This window comes from Gammaproteobacteria bacterium, assembly GCA_009845905.1.
GTDB lineage: Bacteria > Pseudomonadota > Gammaproteobacteria > Steroidobacterales > Foliamicaceae > Foliamicus.
In genome coordinates this window covers 1-15,267 of record VXYS01000002.1, presented here as the reverse complement: position 1 = coordinate 15,267, position 15,267 = coordinate 1, and the positions used below count along the sequence as shown (strand labels likewise).

The following is a 15,267-nucleotide window of genomic DNA, read 5'->3' as shown; positions in this document are numbered from 1 at the left end:
CAATCGTCCCCACGTTCACATGCGGCTTGGTACGCTCAAATTTCGCCTTGGCCATAAGTGATTGTCTCCTTGCAGTTCGGCTCTCAGCCGGTATGAGTAAGGTCCGCCGCCACCTTGGCGGGGACCGGAGTGTAACGGGAAAATTCCATCGAATAGGTCGCGCGGCCCTGCGACATCGAGCGGAGCGTGGTGGCGTAGCCGAACATCTCCGCCAGCGGCGCCTCGCCGCGCACCACTTTGCCCGCGGGCGACTCTTCCATGCTGTGCAGCTCGCCGCGCCGGCGGGTCAGGTCGGCGCTCACGTCGCCCATGTAGTCGTCGGGCGTGACCACCTCGAGCTTCATCGTGGGCTCCAGCAGGATCGGCTTGGCCCGCCTCATGCCCTCGCGGAAAGCCTGGGCCGCGGCTACGCGGAAGGCGACCTCGCTGGAATCGACTTCGTGAAACGAGCCGTCATAGAGCGTCGCCTTGACGTCCACGACCGGGTAGCCGCCCAGCACGCCTTCGCCCATCTGCTGCTGCACGCCCTTGTTCACGGCCGGGATGTATTCCCTGGGCACCGCGCCGCCCACGATCTTGTCCTCGAACTCGTAGCCGCCCCCGGACGGCAGCGGCTCCAGGCGCAGGAACACGTGGCCGTACTGGCCGCGGCCGCCGGTCTGGCGCACGAACCGGCCCTCCTGCTCCACAACCTGGCGAATCGTCTCGCGGTAGGACACGCGCGGGCGCCCCACGTTGGCCTCGACCTGGAACTCGCGGCGCATGCGGTCCACCAGGATCTCCAGGTGCAGCTCGCCCATGCCGGCGATGATGGTCTGGCCGGACTCCTTGTCGGTGGACACCTTGAACGACGGGTCCTCCTTGGCCAGTTTCTGAAGCGCCAGCGACATCTTTTCCTGGTCGGCGCGGGTGCGGGCCTCCACGGCCACATGGATGACCGGGTCGGGGATCGTGATGCGCTCCAGGGCGATGGGCTTGCCGACTTCGGTCAGGCTGTCGCCCGTGGTCACGTCCTTCAGGCCCACCGCGGCGACGATGTCGCCGGCGCGGATTTCCGAGACCTCGGCGCGGTCGTTGGCGTGCATCTGCAGCAGGCGCCCGATGCGCTCCTTCTTGCCGCGGGTGACGTTGAACACCCGGTCGCCGGACTTGATGCGACCGGAATACACGCGGATGAACGACAGGTTGCCGACGTACGGGTCGTTCGCGATCTTGAATGCCAGCGCCGAGAAGGGCGCCTCGTTGTTCGGCGCGCGTTCGGCCGTTTCTCCGGAGCCGTTGATGCCGGTGATCGGCGGTTTTTCGGCCGGCGAAGGGAGGTAGTGCACGACGCCGTCCAGCACCGCCTGCACGCCCTTGTTGCGGAACGCGCTGCCGCACATGGCGGGCACGATCTCGTTGCGCAGGGTGCGCTCGCGCAGACCCCGGCGGATCTCGTCGGCCGTGAGTGGTTCGCCGCCCACGTACTTCTCCATCAACTCGTCGTCGCTCTCGGCGGCGGCCTCCACCATGCGCTCGCGCCATTCGGCGCAGAGTTCGGCGAGCTCTTCGGGAATGTCGTCCTCGCGATAGGTGGTGCCGAGGTCCGCCTCGCTCCAGTAGATGGCGCGTTCCTCGACCAGGTCCACGACGCCGGCGAAATCGCTTTCGCTGCCGATGGGGACCTGGATCGGCACGGCCTTGGCGCCCAGGCGGGACTCGATCTGGCCGACGACGCGGAAAAAGTCCGCGCCCACGCGGTCCATCTTGTTGATGAACGCCATCCGCGGCACGCCGTAGCGGTTGGCCTGCCGCCACACGGTCTCGGACTGGGGCTCGACGCCGCCCACCGCGCAGAACAACGCGACGGCGCTGTCCAGCACCCTGAGCGAGCGCTCGACCTCGATCGTGAAATCCACGTGCCCCGGCGTGTCCAGGATGTTGATGCGGTGCTCGGGGAACTGGCGGCGCATCCCGCTCCAGAAGCAGGTGGTGGCCGCCGAAGTAATCGTTATGCCGCGTTCCTGCTCCTGCTCCATCCAGTCCATGATGGCCGCGCCGTCATGGACCTCGCCCAGCTTGTGCGAAACGCCGGTGTAGAACAGGACCCGCTCCGTGGTCGTGGTCTTGCCGGCATCGATGTGGGCCATGATGCCGATGTTGCGGTAACGGCCGATGGGCGTAGCGCGCATGGTTCTATACCCGTACCGTGAAGGCCGAAGGACGCTTGTGCGAACAAGGATCTGGCGCCGGCGGCCGGCCTACCAGCGGTAATGCGCGAAAGCCTTGTTGGCCTCCGCCATTCGATGAGTTTCCTCGCGGCGGCGGGCGGCGGCCCCGGAGTTCTCCGAGGCTTCCATGAGTTCGCGCGCCAGGCGCTCGGCCATGGTCTTCTCGGTGCGCTTGCGGGCCGCGTCGATCATCCAGCGCATCGCCAGCGTCTCGCGGCGGGCCGCGCGCACTTCCACGGGCACCTGGTAGGTGGCGCCGCCGACCCGGCGGGAGCGCACCTCGACCGTGGGCTTGACGTTCTCCAGGCCCTCTTCCAGCAGTACCAGCGCCTCTTCGGGGGTCTGCTTGCGGATCCTGGAGATCACGTCGATGGCCCCGTACACGATGTTCTCCGCCACCGACTTCTTGCCGCTCTTCATGATCATGTTGATGAAGCGCGACAAAAGCTCGCTGCCGTACAGCGGGTCAGCCAGAACGGGCCGGCGGGGGGCGCGGGAGCGGCGGGACATGGTGTCAGCGCGGCCGCTTGGCGCCGTACTTGGAGCGGCCCTGGCGGCGGTCGGTTACGCCGGCGCAGTCGAGCGTGCCGCGGATGGTGTGGTAGCGGACGCCGGGAAGGTCCTTGACGCGGCCGCCCCGGATCAGCACAACCGAGTGCTCCTGCAGGTTGTGGCCTTCGCCGCCGATGTAGCTGGTGACCTCAAAGCCGTTTGTGAGACGTACCCGGGCCACCTTGCGCATCGCCGAGTTCGGCTTCTTGGGCGTGGTGGTGTACACGCGCGTGCAGACGCCGCGCTTCTGCGGACTGTTCTCCAACGCCGGAACGCTGGTTTTCGCCCGCCGCGGAGCGCGCGCCTTGCGCACAAGCTGATTCACCGTGGACATTGCTTTACGGCCTGCCCCTTGCCCTTGTTTTGCGGTTGGAAAAACCCGGCTTGCAGCGTTCCTTGAGGACGCCCATCTAGGCAGCCTCAGCCGCAAGCACGGAATCCGCGAATTATGCGGAATTCGCCCGCAAAGTCAATAACAAGCCGGTCTGGCTTGTGCCTGTCCCTCGCCCGTTTCCGCTACACCCCTTTCGTGGAGTCGCCCTCCCTGGCTCGATTCCGCCATCCTGGCTCCAACGCTCCCCAAAAGGGGTGTAGCGGAAACGGTCTTCAGCGGGTCAGGCGGGGACGGGTCAGGCGGGTTGTTCCTCGACGGCGGTGGGGGCGTCTTCGGGGGAGACGGTGGCGAACTCGGCCTCGGCGGCTTCAGCGGCCTCGATCTCGAGGCGCTTCTCGCGCCGGCGCACGCGCTCCTGGTGATAGTGGAAGCCGGTGCCGGCGGGGATCAGCCGGCCGACGATCACGTTTTCCTTCAGGCCCTTGAGTTCGTCGCGCATGCCGATCACGGCGGCCTCGGTGAGCACCCGGGTGGTCTCCTGGAACGACGCCGCCGATATGAACGAGCGGGTCGCCAGCGACGCCTTGGTGATGCCCAGCAGCAACGGCCGGTAAGTGGCCAGCGTCTTGTCCTCGGCCTCGATCCGCTCGTTGATCTCGACCACCTGCGAACGCTCGAGCTGCTCGCGCTTGAGCAGTCCGCTCTCGCCCGGATCGATCACTTCGACGCGCTTGAGCATCTGGCGGATGATCACCTCGATGTGCTTGTCGTTGATGCGCACGCCCTGCAGCCGGTACACGGCCTGGATTTCGCCCACCAGGTACTCGGCCATGGCCTGCACGCCGCGCAGCCTCAGGATGTCGTGGACGTTGGGCTCGCCGTCAGCGATCATCTCGCCGGTTTCGACTCGCTCGCCGCCGAACACGTTCAGCGGACGGTCCTTGGGCACCAGCATCTTGACTTCCTCGCCCTGCTCGTCGGCGATGATCAGGCGGCGCTTGCCCTTGGTGTCCTGGCCGAAGCTCACCACGCCGCGGTGTTCGGCGAGGATCGCGGCCTCGCGCGGCTTGCGGGCCTCGAACAGGTCCGCCACCCTCGGCAGGCCGCCGGTGATGTCGATGGACTTGGCCTCGCTGGCCGGCACGCGGGCCAGCACGTCGCCGGTTTCCACCTTGAGCTTTCCGGACGCCTTCGAACCGCCTTCCTCCAGTCCGCGGGACTTCTGCCAGGCAGCGGCCAGCATGGGGTCGAGCACCGATCCTTCCGGCATCTTGTGCTCCACCGGCGCGTCCGTGCCGCTGAAGTGCAGCACGGCGCCGCTCTTGTCGGTCAGGCGGATCCGCGGCTCCTTGTCGGCGCCCGAAGAGGGCCGGCGGCGGCGTTCCAGCACCGCCACGGTCGAAAGGCCGGTGAGCTCGTCGATGCGCTCCTCCACCGTAATGCCTTCCAGCAGGTCTTCGAACTCGATCCAGCCCACCACTTCGGAAATGATCGGACGGTTGTGCGGGTCCCAGGTGGCCACGGTCTGGCCGGCCTTCACTTTGTCGCCGTCGTTCACCAGGATGGATGCGCCGTAGCTGACCTTGTGGCGCTCCAGCGCCCGCCCGTCGGCATCCACCAGCGCCAGTTCTCCGGTGTTGCTCACCGCCACCAGGCGCTTTTCCTTCTTGTGTTTCAGGGTCTTCAGGTTCTGCAGCCGCACCACGCCGTCGCGCCGCACCTCGATGCTGCTGCGCGCGCCGGTCCTGGACGCGGCCCCGCCGATGTGGAAAGTACGCATCGTGAGCTGGGTGCCGGGCTCGCCGATCGACTGCGCGGCGATCACGCCCACCGACTCTCCGATGTTCACCCACTTGCCGCGGGCCAGGTCGCGCCCGTAACAGTTGCGGCACACGCCGAAGCGGGTCTCGCAGGTGATCGGCGAACGCACGGTGACCCGCTCGACGCCATGCTCTTCAATGAGCGCGGCCAGTTTCTCGTCGAGCAGCTCGCCGGCGGCGATCAGTTCCTCGCCGGTGGCCGGCGAAACGACCGGACGGGCGGTGGCGCGGCCGAGGATGCGGTCGGTGAGCGACTGGATCTGCTCGGTGCCGTCCAGCACCGCTTCCATCACGAGGCCGGCGGTGGTGCCGCAGTCCTCCTCGGTCACGACCAGGTCCTGGGCCACGTCCACGAGCCGGCGGGTCAGGTAGCCGGAGTTGGCGGTCTTCAGCGCCGTGTCGGCCAGGCCCTTGCGGGCGCCGTGCGTGGAGTTGAAGTACTGCAGCACGTCCAGGCCTTCGCGGAAGTTGGCGGTAATCGGCGTCTCGATGATGGAGCCGTCCGGTTTGGCCATCAGGCCGCGCATGCCGGCCAGCTGGCGCATCTGCGCCGCCGAGCCGCGGGCGCCGGAGTCGGCCATCATGAAGATCGAGTTGAAGGACTTCTGGGTGACCTCCTCGCCGGCCGCGTTGGTGACCTGCTCGGTGCCGAGGTTGTCCATCATGACCCGCGCCAGCCGGTCGCTGGTATGCGACCAGATATCGACGACCTTGTTGTAGCGCTCGCCGTCCGTCACCAGGCCCTGCGCGTGCTGGTCCTGGATTTCCTTGACCTTCTCCTCGGCCTCGGCGAGGATTTCCGGCTTGTTCTCGGGCACCTCCATGTCGTTGATTCCGATGGAGATTCCGGCCGAAGTGGCGAACTGGAAGCCCATGTACATCAGGCGGTCGGCGAAGACCACGGTCTTCTTGAGGCCGGCCTGCCGATAACAGGCGTTGATGAGCTGCCCGATCTCGCGCTTGTTCATCGTGCGGTTGATCAGTTCGAAGTCGAGCTCCTCCGGCAGCAGCGCGCCGAGCAGGGCGCGGCCGACGGTGGTCTCGATCAGCTCGCCGCCGGCGCGCAGCTTGACCGCGGCGTGCAGGTCGGCGGCCCCGGTTTCGTAGGCGCGGTGCACCTCGTCGCGGCCGCTGAACATCATGCCCTCGCCGCGCGCGTTGATGCGCTTGCTGGTCATGTAGTAGATGCCCAGCACCACGTCCTGCGACGGAACGATCACCGGCTCGCCGTTGGCCGGCGACAGGATGTTGTTCGAGGCCATCATCAGGGCGCGGGCCTCAAGCTGCGCCTCCAGCGACAGCGGCACGTGCACGGCCATCTGGTCGCCGTCGAAGTCGGCGTTGAAGGCGGTGCAGACCAGCGGGTGGAGCTGGATGGCCTTGCCCTCGATCAGCAGCGGCTCGAAGGCCTGGATGCCGAGGCGATGCAAGGTCGGCGCGCGGTTCAGGAGCACAGGGTGTTCGCGGATCACCTCTTCGAGGAAATCCCAGACGATCGGTTCCTCGCGCTCGATCAGGCGGCGCGCGGCCTTCACCGAGGTGGCCTCGGTGAACACCTGCAGCTTCGACAGCACGAAGGGCTTGAACAGCTCCAGCGCCATCTTCTTGGGCAGCCCGCACTGGTGCAGCTTGAGCGTCGGGCCCACCACGATGACCGAACGGCCCGAGTAGTCCACGCGCTTGCCGAGCAGGTTCTGGCGGAACCGGCCCTGCTTGCCCTTGATCATGTCGGCCAGCGACTTCAGCGCGCGCTTCTTGCTGCCGGTGAAGGCGCGGCCGCGGCGGCCGTTGTCCAGCAGCGCGTCGACGGCTTCCTGGAGCATGCGCTTTTCGTTGCGCACGATGATTTCCGGCGCGTTGAGGTCCAGCAGCCGGCGCAGGCGATTGTTGCGGTTGATGACCCGGCGGTAGAGATCGTTCAGGTCGGAGGTGGCGAAGCGCCCGCCCTCCAGCGGCACCAGCGGCCGCAGTTCCGGCGGCAGCACCGCCAGCCTGGTAAGGACCATCCACTCCGGCCGGTTGCCGGAATCGCGGAAGGCCGTGAGCAGCTTGAGCCGCTTGGTCAGGCGCTTGATCTTGGTTTCCGAACCGGTGGCGTCGATTTCGCCGTGCACCTTTTCGATGGCCTCGTCGAGGTCCACCTGGCGCAGCAGCTTGCGGATCGCGGCGGCGCCCATCTCGGCCTCGAAGGTGGGGCCGTACATCTCCAGCGCCTCGCGCTTGAGCTCCTCGGTCAGGAGCTGGCCCTGCTCCAGGTCGGTGTCGCCGGGGTCGGTCACGACGAAGGCCTCGAAATACAGCACCCGCTCGATCTCGTGCATGGTCATGTCGAGCATCAGCCCGATGCGCGAGGGCAGCGACTTCAGAAACCAGATATGCGCAACCGGCGTGGCCAGGTCGATGTGGCCCATGCGCTCGCGGCGCACCCGCGCCTCGCGCACCTCCACGCCGCACTTCTCGCAGATCACGCCGCGGTGCTTGAGGCGCTTGTACTTGCCGCAGATGCACTCGAAGTCCTTCAGGGGGCCGAAGATGCGGGCGCAGAAAAGGCCGTCGCGCTCGGGCTTGAAGGTCCGGTAGTTGATGGTTTCGGGCTTGCGTACTTCGCCCCAGGACCACGACTTGATCATTTCCGGGGACGCGAGTCCGATCGTGATGGAATCGAAGTCTTCAAATCCGGGGGCGGCCTGGGCCATGCGAGTGATTTCTCTCATGCATCGCTCCTTTGTGTGTTTGTCTTGATGAACATCAGTTGCGGGTGAGCTCCACGTTGATGCCGAGCGCGCGGATTTCCTTCACCAGCACGTTGAAGGATTCCGGCATGCCGGCCTCGACCCGGTGGCGTCCGTCCACGATGCTCTTGAACATCCGGCTGCGGCCGGACTGGTCGTCGGACTTGACGGTGAGCATCTCCTGCAGCGTGTGCGCCGCGCCGTAGGCTTCCAGCGCCCACACCTCCATTTCGCCGAAACGTTGTCCGCCGAACTGGGCCTTGCCGCCCAGCGGCTGCTGGGTCACGAGGCTGTAGGGACCGGTGGAGCGGGCATGCATCTTGTCGTCCACCAGGTGGTTGAGCTTGAGCATGTACATGTAGCCGACCGTCACCGGGCGGTCGAAGGCCTGTCCGGTGCGCCCGTCAAACAGCGTGGTCTGCCCCGATTCCGGCAGTTCCGCCAGCTTGAGCATGTCCTTGATCTCGGCCTCGGTGGCGCCGTCGAACACCGGCGTGGCCATTGTGACGCCGTTGGCCAGGTTGCTGGCCAGGTCGGCGAGGTCGTCGTCGTCGAGCGACTCGACGCTCTGGCCGCCGCCCGTGGCGGAGTAGTCGTAGATCTTCTCCAGCGTCTCGCGCAGGGTGCCCTTCTTGCCGTCCTGCGAGATCAGTTCGCCGAGCTGCAGGCCCAGGGCCTTGGCGGCCCAGCCGAGATGGCACTCGAGAATCTGTCCCGTGTTCATGCGCGAGGGCACGCCCAGGGGATTGAGCACCATGTCCACCGGCGTGCCGTCGTCCAGGTACGGCATGTCCTCCACCGGCACGATCGTGGAGATCACGCCCTTGTTGCCGTGGCGTCCGGCCACCTTGTCGCCGGGCTGCACCCGGCGCTTGACGGCCATGTACACCTTGACCATCTTGCGCACGCCGGCGGCCAGTTCGTCGCCGGCCGTGATCTTGCGGGCCTTCTCGGTGAAGCGGCTCTCCATTTCCTCGCGAATCTGCTGCAGCCGCTCGCGGGCGCGTTCGAGGTTCTCGTTGAGCTTGCGGGTGCGCATGCTGATCTCGAACCACTGATCGCGCGGCAGGGCCTCGAGCTTCCGGGGCGTGACCTTGCCGGGCCGGAAGCCTTCCGGACCGCCGTCGGCCATCTTGTTCTCGATCAGCTCGCGCACGCGCTGGAACAGGTCTTCCTCGATGATCCGGCGCTGATCGTCCAGGTCCTTCTTGACGCCGGCCAGTTCCTGGTCCTCGTTGGCCAGCGCGCGCTTGTCCTTCTCGACGCCCTCGCGGGTGAACACGCGCACGTCGATCACCGTGCCGTCCATGCCGGCCGGGACCCTCAGCGACGTGTCCTTGATGTCGGAGGCCTTCTCGCCGAAGATCGCGCGCAGCAGTTTCTCCTCAGGCGTGAACTGGGTCTCGCCCTTGGGGGTGACCTTGCCGACCAGGATGTCGCCGGCCTTCACTTCCGCGCCGATGAAGGCGATGCCGGACTCGTCCAGCTTGGCCAGCGCGGCCTCGCCCACGTTGGGAATGTCGGCCGTGATCTCCTCGGCGCCGAGCTTGGTGTCGCGCGCCATGCAGGTCAGCTCCTCGATGTGGATGCTGGTGAAGCGGTCCTCGTGCACCAGCCGCTCGGAAATGAGGATGGAGTCCTCGAAGTTGTAGCCGTTCCAGGGCATGAAGGCCACCAGCAGGTTCTGGCCCAGGGCCAGCTCGCCCAGGCTGGTGGCGGCGCCGTCGGCCAGCACGTCGCCGGCCTCGACCCGGTCGCCCCTGCGCACCTGCGGACGCTGGTTCATGCAGGTGTTCTGGTTGGTGCGCTGGTATTTCACGAGGTTGTAGATGTCCACGCCCGGCTCTCCGGCGCCCGCGTCCTCCTGCTCGACGCGCACGACGATGCGCGAGGAGTCCAGGTAGTCCACCAACCCGGAGCGGCGCGCCACGGTGCAGGACCCGGAATCGATCGCCACCGCCCGCTCCATGCCGGTGCCGACCAGCGGCGGTTCGGCCCGCAGCGTGGGCACGGCCTGGCGTTGCATGTTCGAGCCCATCAGCGCGCGGTTGGCGTCGCCGTGCTCGAGGAACGGAATCAGCGCGGCGGCCACCGACACCGTCTGGCGCGGCGAAACGTCCATGTACTGGATGCGCTCGCGCTGCATCAGCGTGGACTCGTTGCGGTAGCGCACCCGCACCAGCGGCTGCGTGAACCCGCCCTCGTCGGTCACCCTGGCGTTGGCCTGGGCGATCACGTACTGGCCTTCCTCGATGGCCGACAGGTAGTCGATGGTGTTGGTGACCTTGCCGTCGGTCACGCGCCGGTACGGCGTTTCCAGGATGCCGTATTCGTTGGTGCGCGCATACACCGCGAGCGAATTGATCAGGCCGATGTTCGGACCTTCCGGGGTCTCGATCGGGCACACCCGGCCGTAGTGGGTGGGATGCACGTCGCGCACCTCGAAGCCGGCCCGCTCGCGGGTCAGGCCGCCGGCGCCCAGCGCCGAGACCCGCCGCTTGTGGGTGGTCTCGGCCAGCGGGTTGTTCTGGTCCATGAACTGCGACAGCTGGTTCGAACCGAAGAACTCCTTGATGGCCGCCGACACCGGCTTGGCGTTGATCATCTCCTGCGGCATCAGGCCGTCGCTCTCGGCCATCGACAGGCGCTCCTTGACCGCCCGCTCGACCCGCGCCAGGCCCTGGCGCAGCGCGTTCTCGGCCATTTCGCCCACGCAACGCACCCGGCGGTTGCCGAGGTGGTCGATGTCGTCGACGTTGTCCTTGCCGTTGCGGATGTCCAGCAGAACGCGCAGGACCTCCACGATATCTTCGGGGCTCAGGATCGAACTGCCGGTAATCTCCTCGCGGCCCACGCGGCGGTTGAACTTCATCCGGCCGACGCGCGAGAGGTCGTAGCGGTCCGGGCTGAAGAACAGGTTGTTGAACAGGTTCTTCGCAGCCTCCTGGGTGGGGGGCTCGCCGGGCCGCATCATCTTGTAGATCTCGACCAGCGCCATGTCGCGGCTGCGGGTCTCGTCCACCCGGAGCGTGGACGATATGTACGGCCCGTGCTCCAGCTCGTTGACGTAGATGGTCTCGATCTTGCCGATGCCGTGGGCGATCAGGCTGCGCAGGATCTCGTGCGTGATCTCGTCGTTGGCCCGGGCGAGAACTTCGCCGGTTTCGGTGTCCACCATGTCGCAGGCCAGGGTCTCGCCGATCAGCGGGTGGACCGCGTCTTCGTCGTCGGCGCCGGTGGCGGCATCGCCGTTTTCCTCGTACTTCGGCAGGTTCGGCAGCTCCAGCCACTTCAGGCGCGATTTCTCCAGCTGGCGTACGTGGCGCTGGGTAATGCGGCGGTCTTTCGGGGCGAGCAGTTCGCCGCCCACGACGATGTCGAAGCGCGCGGTCAGCCCCCGAAGGCGCGCCGGCTCCAGCCGCATCTTCACGTTGCCCTTCTTGTCGATGCGGTACTCGTCGCGCTCGAAGAACAGGCTGAGGATATCTTCGGTGGTTATCTCATTGCCGGAGTCGGGCGACCTGTGCCTGCCGTTGGACTCGAACAGCCTGGCGACATCCTCGTCCTTCAATTCCATGGCCCGGAGCAGCACCGTGGCCGGGATCTTCTTCTTGCGGTCGATGCGGGTAAAGACGCAGTCCTTGGCGTCGAACTCGAAGTCCAGCCAGGAGCCACGGTAGGGAATCACGCGGGCGTTGTGCAGCAGCTTGCCGGACGAATGGGTCTTGCCGCGGTCGTGGTCGAAGAACACGCCCGGGGAGCGGTGCAACTGGGACACGATGACCCGGTCGGTGCCGTTGATGATGAAGCTGCAGTGTCCGGTCATCAGCGGGATCTCGCCCAGGTAGACCTGCTGCTCGCGGATCTCCTGGACCGCGCCCCGGTCGGAGCCGGACTTCTTGTAGATGACAAGGCGCACCATGAGGTTGAACGGCGCCGCGTAGGTGGCGCCGCGCAGCCGGCACTCCTCCTCGTCGAAAGGCGGTTCGCCGAGGCTGTAGCTGACGTACTGCAGCTCCACGTTGCCGGTGTAGGCCACGATCGGGAATATCTGAGAGAACACGGAATGCAGGCCGACGTTCTCGCGCTCCTCCGGCGGGGTGTCCGCCTGCAGGAACTGCGCGTAGCTGTCGCGCTGCATCGCCAGCAGGTACGGCACCTCCAGCACGGTGGAACTCTTCCCGAAGTTCTTGCGGATACGTTTCTTTTCGGTGTAGCTATAGGTCATACGTGGTTAATCCTTGTTTGGCGGGCGCGCAGAACCTGCGAACGGCGAAAGTCGTACATGGCGGAAGGAAGGCGGGACGCCCTCGCTCCCAAAGTGGGGCGCAATGCCCAACTACTTGATTTCAACCGTGGCGCCGGATTCTTCTAGCGTGGCCTTGAACTTCTCGGCGTCTTCCTTCGACACGCCTTCGGATACGGGAGCGGGAGCGCTCTCGACCAGGTCCTTGGCCTCCTTGAGGCCGAGGGTGGTCAGCGAACGCAGGGCCTTGATGACCTTGACCTTGGACTCCCCGAAGCCTTGCAGCACGACCGTGAATTCGGTCTGCTCCTCCTCGGCGGCGGCTTCCTCGGCCGGGCCGGCGGCGGGACCGGCGACGACGGCCGCGGCCGCGCTGACGCCCCACTCTTCCTCGAGTTCCTTGATCAGTTCAACCAGTTCGAGCACCGGCATCTTGCCCAGCGCTTCGCGGATTTCTGCTCTTCCTGCGGTCATGACTTGCTCCTTGGGGGTATGAATCGATAGTGGGTATGCAAAAGCCGGCTCATTCGGCTTCCGCCTGTTCCTGCCGCGCGGCCAGCAGCCGCGCCAGGCGGCCCTGCGGCTCGGCGAGCGTCGCAACCAGTTTCTGCATCGGCGCCTTGAGTGCGCCCAGAAACTTCGCGCGCGCCTCGTCCAGCGTCGGCAAAGTGGCGATCCGGTCGGTCTGATCGCCCGGATACAGCACGCCGTCGAGTACGAAGCCGCGCGGTTGAAGCGCCTCGTGCTGTTTGGCGAAGTCCTTGAAAAGCCTGGCGATCGATCCCGGGTCGTCGTCCGAGAACGCCAGCAGCGTGGGCCCGTTCAGCGCCTCGGCGAGACTCTCGCAGGGCGTGTCCTTTACCGCGCGCCGCGACAACGTGTTCTTGACCACGCGCAGCGTCACGCCGGCGCCGCGCGCCCGGCGCCTCAGGTCGGTCATTTCCTTGACGTTGAGGCCGCGGTAGTCGGCCGCCGCCGAGACCACCGCGCCCTCGGCGGTGGAACGCAGGTCTTCGACCAGGTCTTTCTTCTGTTGAAGGTTAAGGGGCATGGGTCCGCTTTCCGTAATCGCTATTGCAGCTTTATGCTCGACTGGTCGATGCGCACGCCCGGTCCCATCGTGGAGGACAGGGTGATGCGCTGCATGTAAACGCCCTTGGCCGCGGGCGGCTTGGCCTTTACCAGTTCGTTCAAAAGCGCCGTAAGGTTTTCGAGGATCGCTTCCTCGCTGAAATTCTTCTTGCCGATCGAGCAGTGGATGATCCCGGACTTGTCGGTGCGATAGCGCACCTGGCCGGCCTTGGCGTTGCGGACCGCCTCGCCCACGTTGGGCGTCACGGTGCCGGACTTGGGGTTGGGCATAAGCCCGCGCGGTCCGAGGACCTTGCCGAGCGCCCCGACCACGCGCATGGCGTTGGGCGCGGCGATATACACGTCGTGCTCGATCTTGCCGCCCTTGATTTCGTCGGCGAGTTCTTGCAGGCCCACCGCGTCGGCGCCCGCTTCGACGGCGGCTTCGGCGGCTTCGCCGTCGGCGAACACGGCCACGCGGATTTCCTTGCCCAGTCCGTGCGGCAGCACGGTGGAACCGCGCACGATCTGGTCGGCCTTGCGCGGATCGACATTGAGGTTAATGGCCACGTCCACCGACTCGCCGAACTTCGCCGGCACGCTCTCGCGCACGACGCGGATGGCCTCGTCGATGGGCAGCGGGTCCGTGCGTCCGGGCGTCTCGCGCATGGCCTTCTGTCTCTTGCTCAAACGGGCCATGACTACACCTCCCCTCCGGCCACGGTCAGCCCCATGCTGCGCGCGGTCCCGGCGATGGTGCGCACGGCGGCGTCCATGTCGGCGGCGGTAAGGTCCGGGTCCTTGGCGCGCACGATTTCCTCGAGCTGCGCGCGGGTCACCTCGCCCACCTTTTCCAGGTTGGGCACGCCGCTGCCCTTGTCCACGCCCGCGGCGCGGCGCAGGAGCACGGCGGCCGGCGGGGTCTTGGTAATGAAGCTGAAGCTGCGGTCGTTGTAGATCGTGACCACGACGGGCGTGGTCATGCCAGGCTCCTGGTTGGCGGTCTGGGCGTTGAAGGCCTTGCAGAACTCCATCAGGTTCACGCCGTGCTGGCCGAGCGCGGGGCCGACCGGCGGGCTGGGGCTGGCCTGTCCGGCCCCGACCTGCATCTTGACCACCGCCATTACGTTCTTCGCCATAACCTTCCGCCCTCCCTATGCCTTGCGCACCTGACCGAAACTGAGATCGACCGGCGTGGAGCGGCCGAGAATCTGCACCGCCACCCGCAGCCGGTTCTTCTCGTAGTTGACCTGCTCGACCACGCCGTTGAAGTCGTTGAACGGCCCGTCGACGACCCGCACCACTTCGCCGGGCTCGTAGAGCACCTTGGGCCGCGGCTTCTCCGAGCCTTCCTCGACCTGCTGGAGGATGCGGTCGGCCTCCTCGTCGGTAATCGGCTCGGGATGCTCGCTGGTGCCGCCCACGAAACCGAGCACCCGCGGGACGCTGTTGACCAGGTACCAGGAGCTCTCGTCGAGGTCCATTTCCACCAGCACGTAGCCGGGGAAGAACCGTCGCGAGGACCGGCGCTTGACGCCGTCGCGCATTTCCACGACTTCCTCGGTGGGCACCATCACGCGGCCGAACTTGTCCTGCATGTTCTCGCGCTCGATGCGCTCCTGCAGGGCGGCCTTCACCTTCTCCTCGTAGTTGGAGTACGACTGAACGATGTACCAGTGCATGGCGCCCTATCCCTCCCTCAGGCGCCGGTCAGCTGGCGGGTGATGGCGGCCAGGCCCATGTCCAGCAGCCAGAAGAACACGCACAGGATCAGCACGATGACCAGCACGGTGGCCGTGGTCTGCATGGTTTCCTGGCGGTTGGGCCAGACCACCTTGCGCAACTCCGCGCGGGAGCTCTGGACGAACTGCCAGGCGTTCTGACCGCGGGCGGTCCTGAGCAGGACCGCGGCGGCCAGCGCCAGGCTCACCAGCACACCGCCGACGCGCACGAAGATCGGCAGTTCCTCGAAGGCGTAGTAGGCATAGACCCCGGCCACCAGCAGCAGCGCGGCGAGCAAAAGCCACGCCACGTCGAGGGAGTTGCCGGTCTTGATGGGGTTGTTGTCTTTCATCGCCTGTCATGCGAGGGTTTGCTGGCAGGCCAGGAGGGACTCGAACCCCCAACCTGCGGTTTTGGAGACCGCTGCTCTGCCAAATTGAGCTACTGGCCTGTTGTGTTTCAATGTTTTCGAAGCGCCTTGTGAGGGCAGTGCCATGAGGGCAGTGCCCTCATTCCACCACGCTGGATACGACGCCGGCGCCGACGGTTCGGCCGCCTTCGCGGATCGCGAAGCGCAGAC

General features: G+C 66.4%; 12 protein-coding genes and 1 tRNA gene. All 13 read right to left on the bottom strand.

Going from position 1 to position 15,267, the window contains the following annotated elements; translation table 11 throughout:
- Positions 1-83: 83 nt before the first annotated feature.
- Positions 84-2,171 (bottom strand): elongation factor G, encoded by a 2,088-nt coding sequence (fusA, locus tag F4036_00095; GenBank protein MYK36141.1) that lies wholly within the window; start codon positions 2,169-2,171, stop codon positions 84-86.
- 69 nt (positions 2,172-2,240) lie between these two features.
- Positions 2,241-2,720, bottom strand: coding sequence for a 30S ribosomal protein S7 (gene rpsG / locus F4036_00090; GenBank protein MYK36140.1), 480 nt, complete (start codon positions 2,718-2,720; stop codon positions 2,241-2,243).
- Positions 2,721-2,724: 4 nt separating this feature from the next.
- Positions 2,725-3,096 (bottom strand): 30S ribosomal protein S12, encoded by a 372-nt coding sequence (gene rpsL / locus F4036_00085; protein MYK36139.1) that lies wholly within the window; start codon positions 3,094-3,096, stop codon positions 2,725-2,727.
- Positions 3,097-3,391: 295 nt separating this feature from the next.
- Positions 3,392-7,630, bottom strand: coding sequence for a DNA-directed RNA polymerase subunit beta' (rpoC, locus tag F4036_00080; protein ID MYK36138.1), 4,239 nt, complete (start codon positions 7,628-7,630; stop codon positions 3,392-3,394).
- Between the two features lie 34 nt (positions 7,631-7,664).
- Complete coding sequence (gene rpoB / locus F4036_00075; GenBank protein MYK36137.1) at positions 7,665-11,876, bottom strand: DNA-directed RNA polymerase subunit beta; 4,212 nt, start codon at positions 11,874-11,876, stop codon at positions 7,665-7,667.
- Positions 11,877-11,987: 111 nt separating this feature from the next.
- Positions 11,988-12,368 (bottom strand): 50S ribosomal protein L7/L12, encoded by a 381-nt coding sequence (locus F4036_00070; GenBank protein ID MYK36136.1) that lies wholly within the window; start codon positions 12,366-12,368, stop codon positions 11,988-11,990.
- Between the two features lie 49 nt (positions 12,369-12,417).
- Positions 12,418-12,945, bottom strand: a complete 528-nt coding sequence (locus tag F4036_00065; protein ID MYK36135.1) for a 50S ribosomal protein L10 — start codon at positions 12,943-12,945, stop codon at positions 12,418-12,420.
- 20 nt (positions 12,946-12,965) lie between these two features.
- Positions 12,966-13,664: a 50S ribosomal protein L1 gene (rplA, locus tag F4036_00060; protein ID MYK36134.1), complete on the bottom strand. Its 699-nt coding sequence runs from the start codon at positions 13,662-13,664 to the stop codon at positions 12,966-12,968.
- Positions 13,665-13,666: 2 nt separating this feature from the next.
- On the bottom strand, positions 13,667-14,104 hold the full coding sequence (rplK, locus tag F4036_00055) for a 50S ribosomal protein L11 (GenBank protein ID MYK36133.1): 438 nt from the start codon (positions 14,102-14,104) through the stop codon (positions 13,667-13,669).
- Positions 14,105-14,119: 15 nt separating this feature from the next.
- Complete coding sequence (nusG, locus tag F4036_00050) at positions 14,120-14,647, bottom strand: transcription termination/antitermination protein NusG (protein MYK36132.1); 528 nt, start codon at positions 14,645-14,647, stop codon at positions 14,120-14,122.
- 17 nt (positions 14,648-14,664) lie between these two features.
- Entirely contained in the window at positions 14,665-15,039 is a 375-nt protein-coding gene (secE, locus tag F4036_00045; protein MYK36131.1) for a preprotein translocase subunit SecE, read from the bottom strand.
- Positions 15,040-15,061: 22 nt separating this feature from the next.
- A tRNA-Trp gene (locus F4036_00040) sits at positions 15,062-15,138 on the bottom strand.
- 58 nt (positions 15,139-15,196) lie between these two features.
- The coding region (locus tag F4036_00035; protein MYK36130.1) for an elongation factor Tu at positions 15,197-15,267 on the bottom strand (71 nt) is incomplete at its 5' end.

Coding starts and splice junctions, on each gene's coding strand:
- secE (MYK36131.1), bottom strand. CDS start 15,039: ATGAAAGACAACAACCCCATCAAGACCGGCAACTCCCTCGACGTGGCG.
- rpsL (MYK36139.1), bottom strand. CDS start 3,096: ATGTCCACGGTGAATCAGCTTGTGCGCAAGGCGCGCGCTCCGCGGCGG.
- rpoC (MYK36138.1), bottom strand. CDS start 7,630: ATGAGAGAAATCACTCGCATGGCCCAGGCCGCCCCCGGATTTGAAGAC.
- rpsG (MYK36140.1), bottom strand. CDS start 2,720: ATGTCCCGCCGCTCCCGCGCCCCCCGCCGGCCCGTTCTGGCTGACCCG.
- nusG (MYK36132.1), bottom strand. CDS start 14,647: ATGCACTGGTACATCGTTCAGTCGTACTCCAACTACGAGGAGAAGGTG.
- rpoB (MYK36137.1), bottom strand. CDS start 11,876: ATGACCTATAGCTACACCGAAAAGAAACGTATCCGCAAGAACTTCGGG.
- fusA (MYK36141.1), bottom strand. CDS start 2,171: ATGCGCGCTACGCCCATCGGCCGTTACCGCAACATCGGCATCATGGCC.
- F4036_00065 (MYK36135.1), bottom strand. CDS start 12,945: ATGCCCCTTAACCTTCAACAGAAGAAAGACCTGGTCGAAGACCTGCGT.
- F4036_00070 (MYK36136.1), bottom strand. CDS start 12,368: ATGACCGCAGGAAGAGCAGAAATCCGCGAAGCGCTGGGCAAGATGCCG.
- rplK (MYK36133.1), bottom strand. CDS start 14,104: ATGGCGAAGAACGTAATGGCGGTGGTCAAGATGCAGGTCGGGGCCGGA.
- rplA (MYK36134.1), bottom strand. CDS start 13,664: ATGGCCCGTTTGAGCAAGAGACAGAAGGCCATGCGCGAGACGCCCGGA.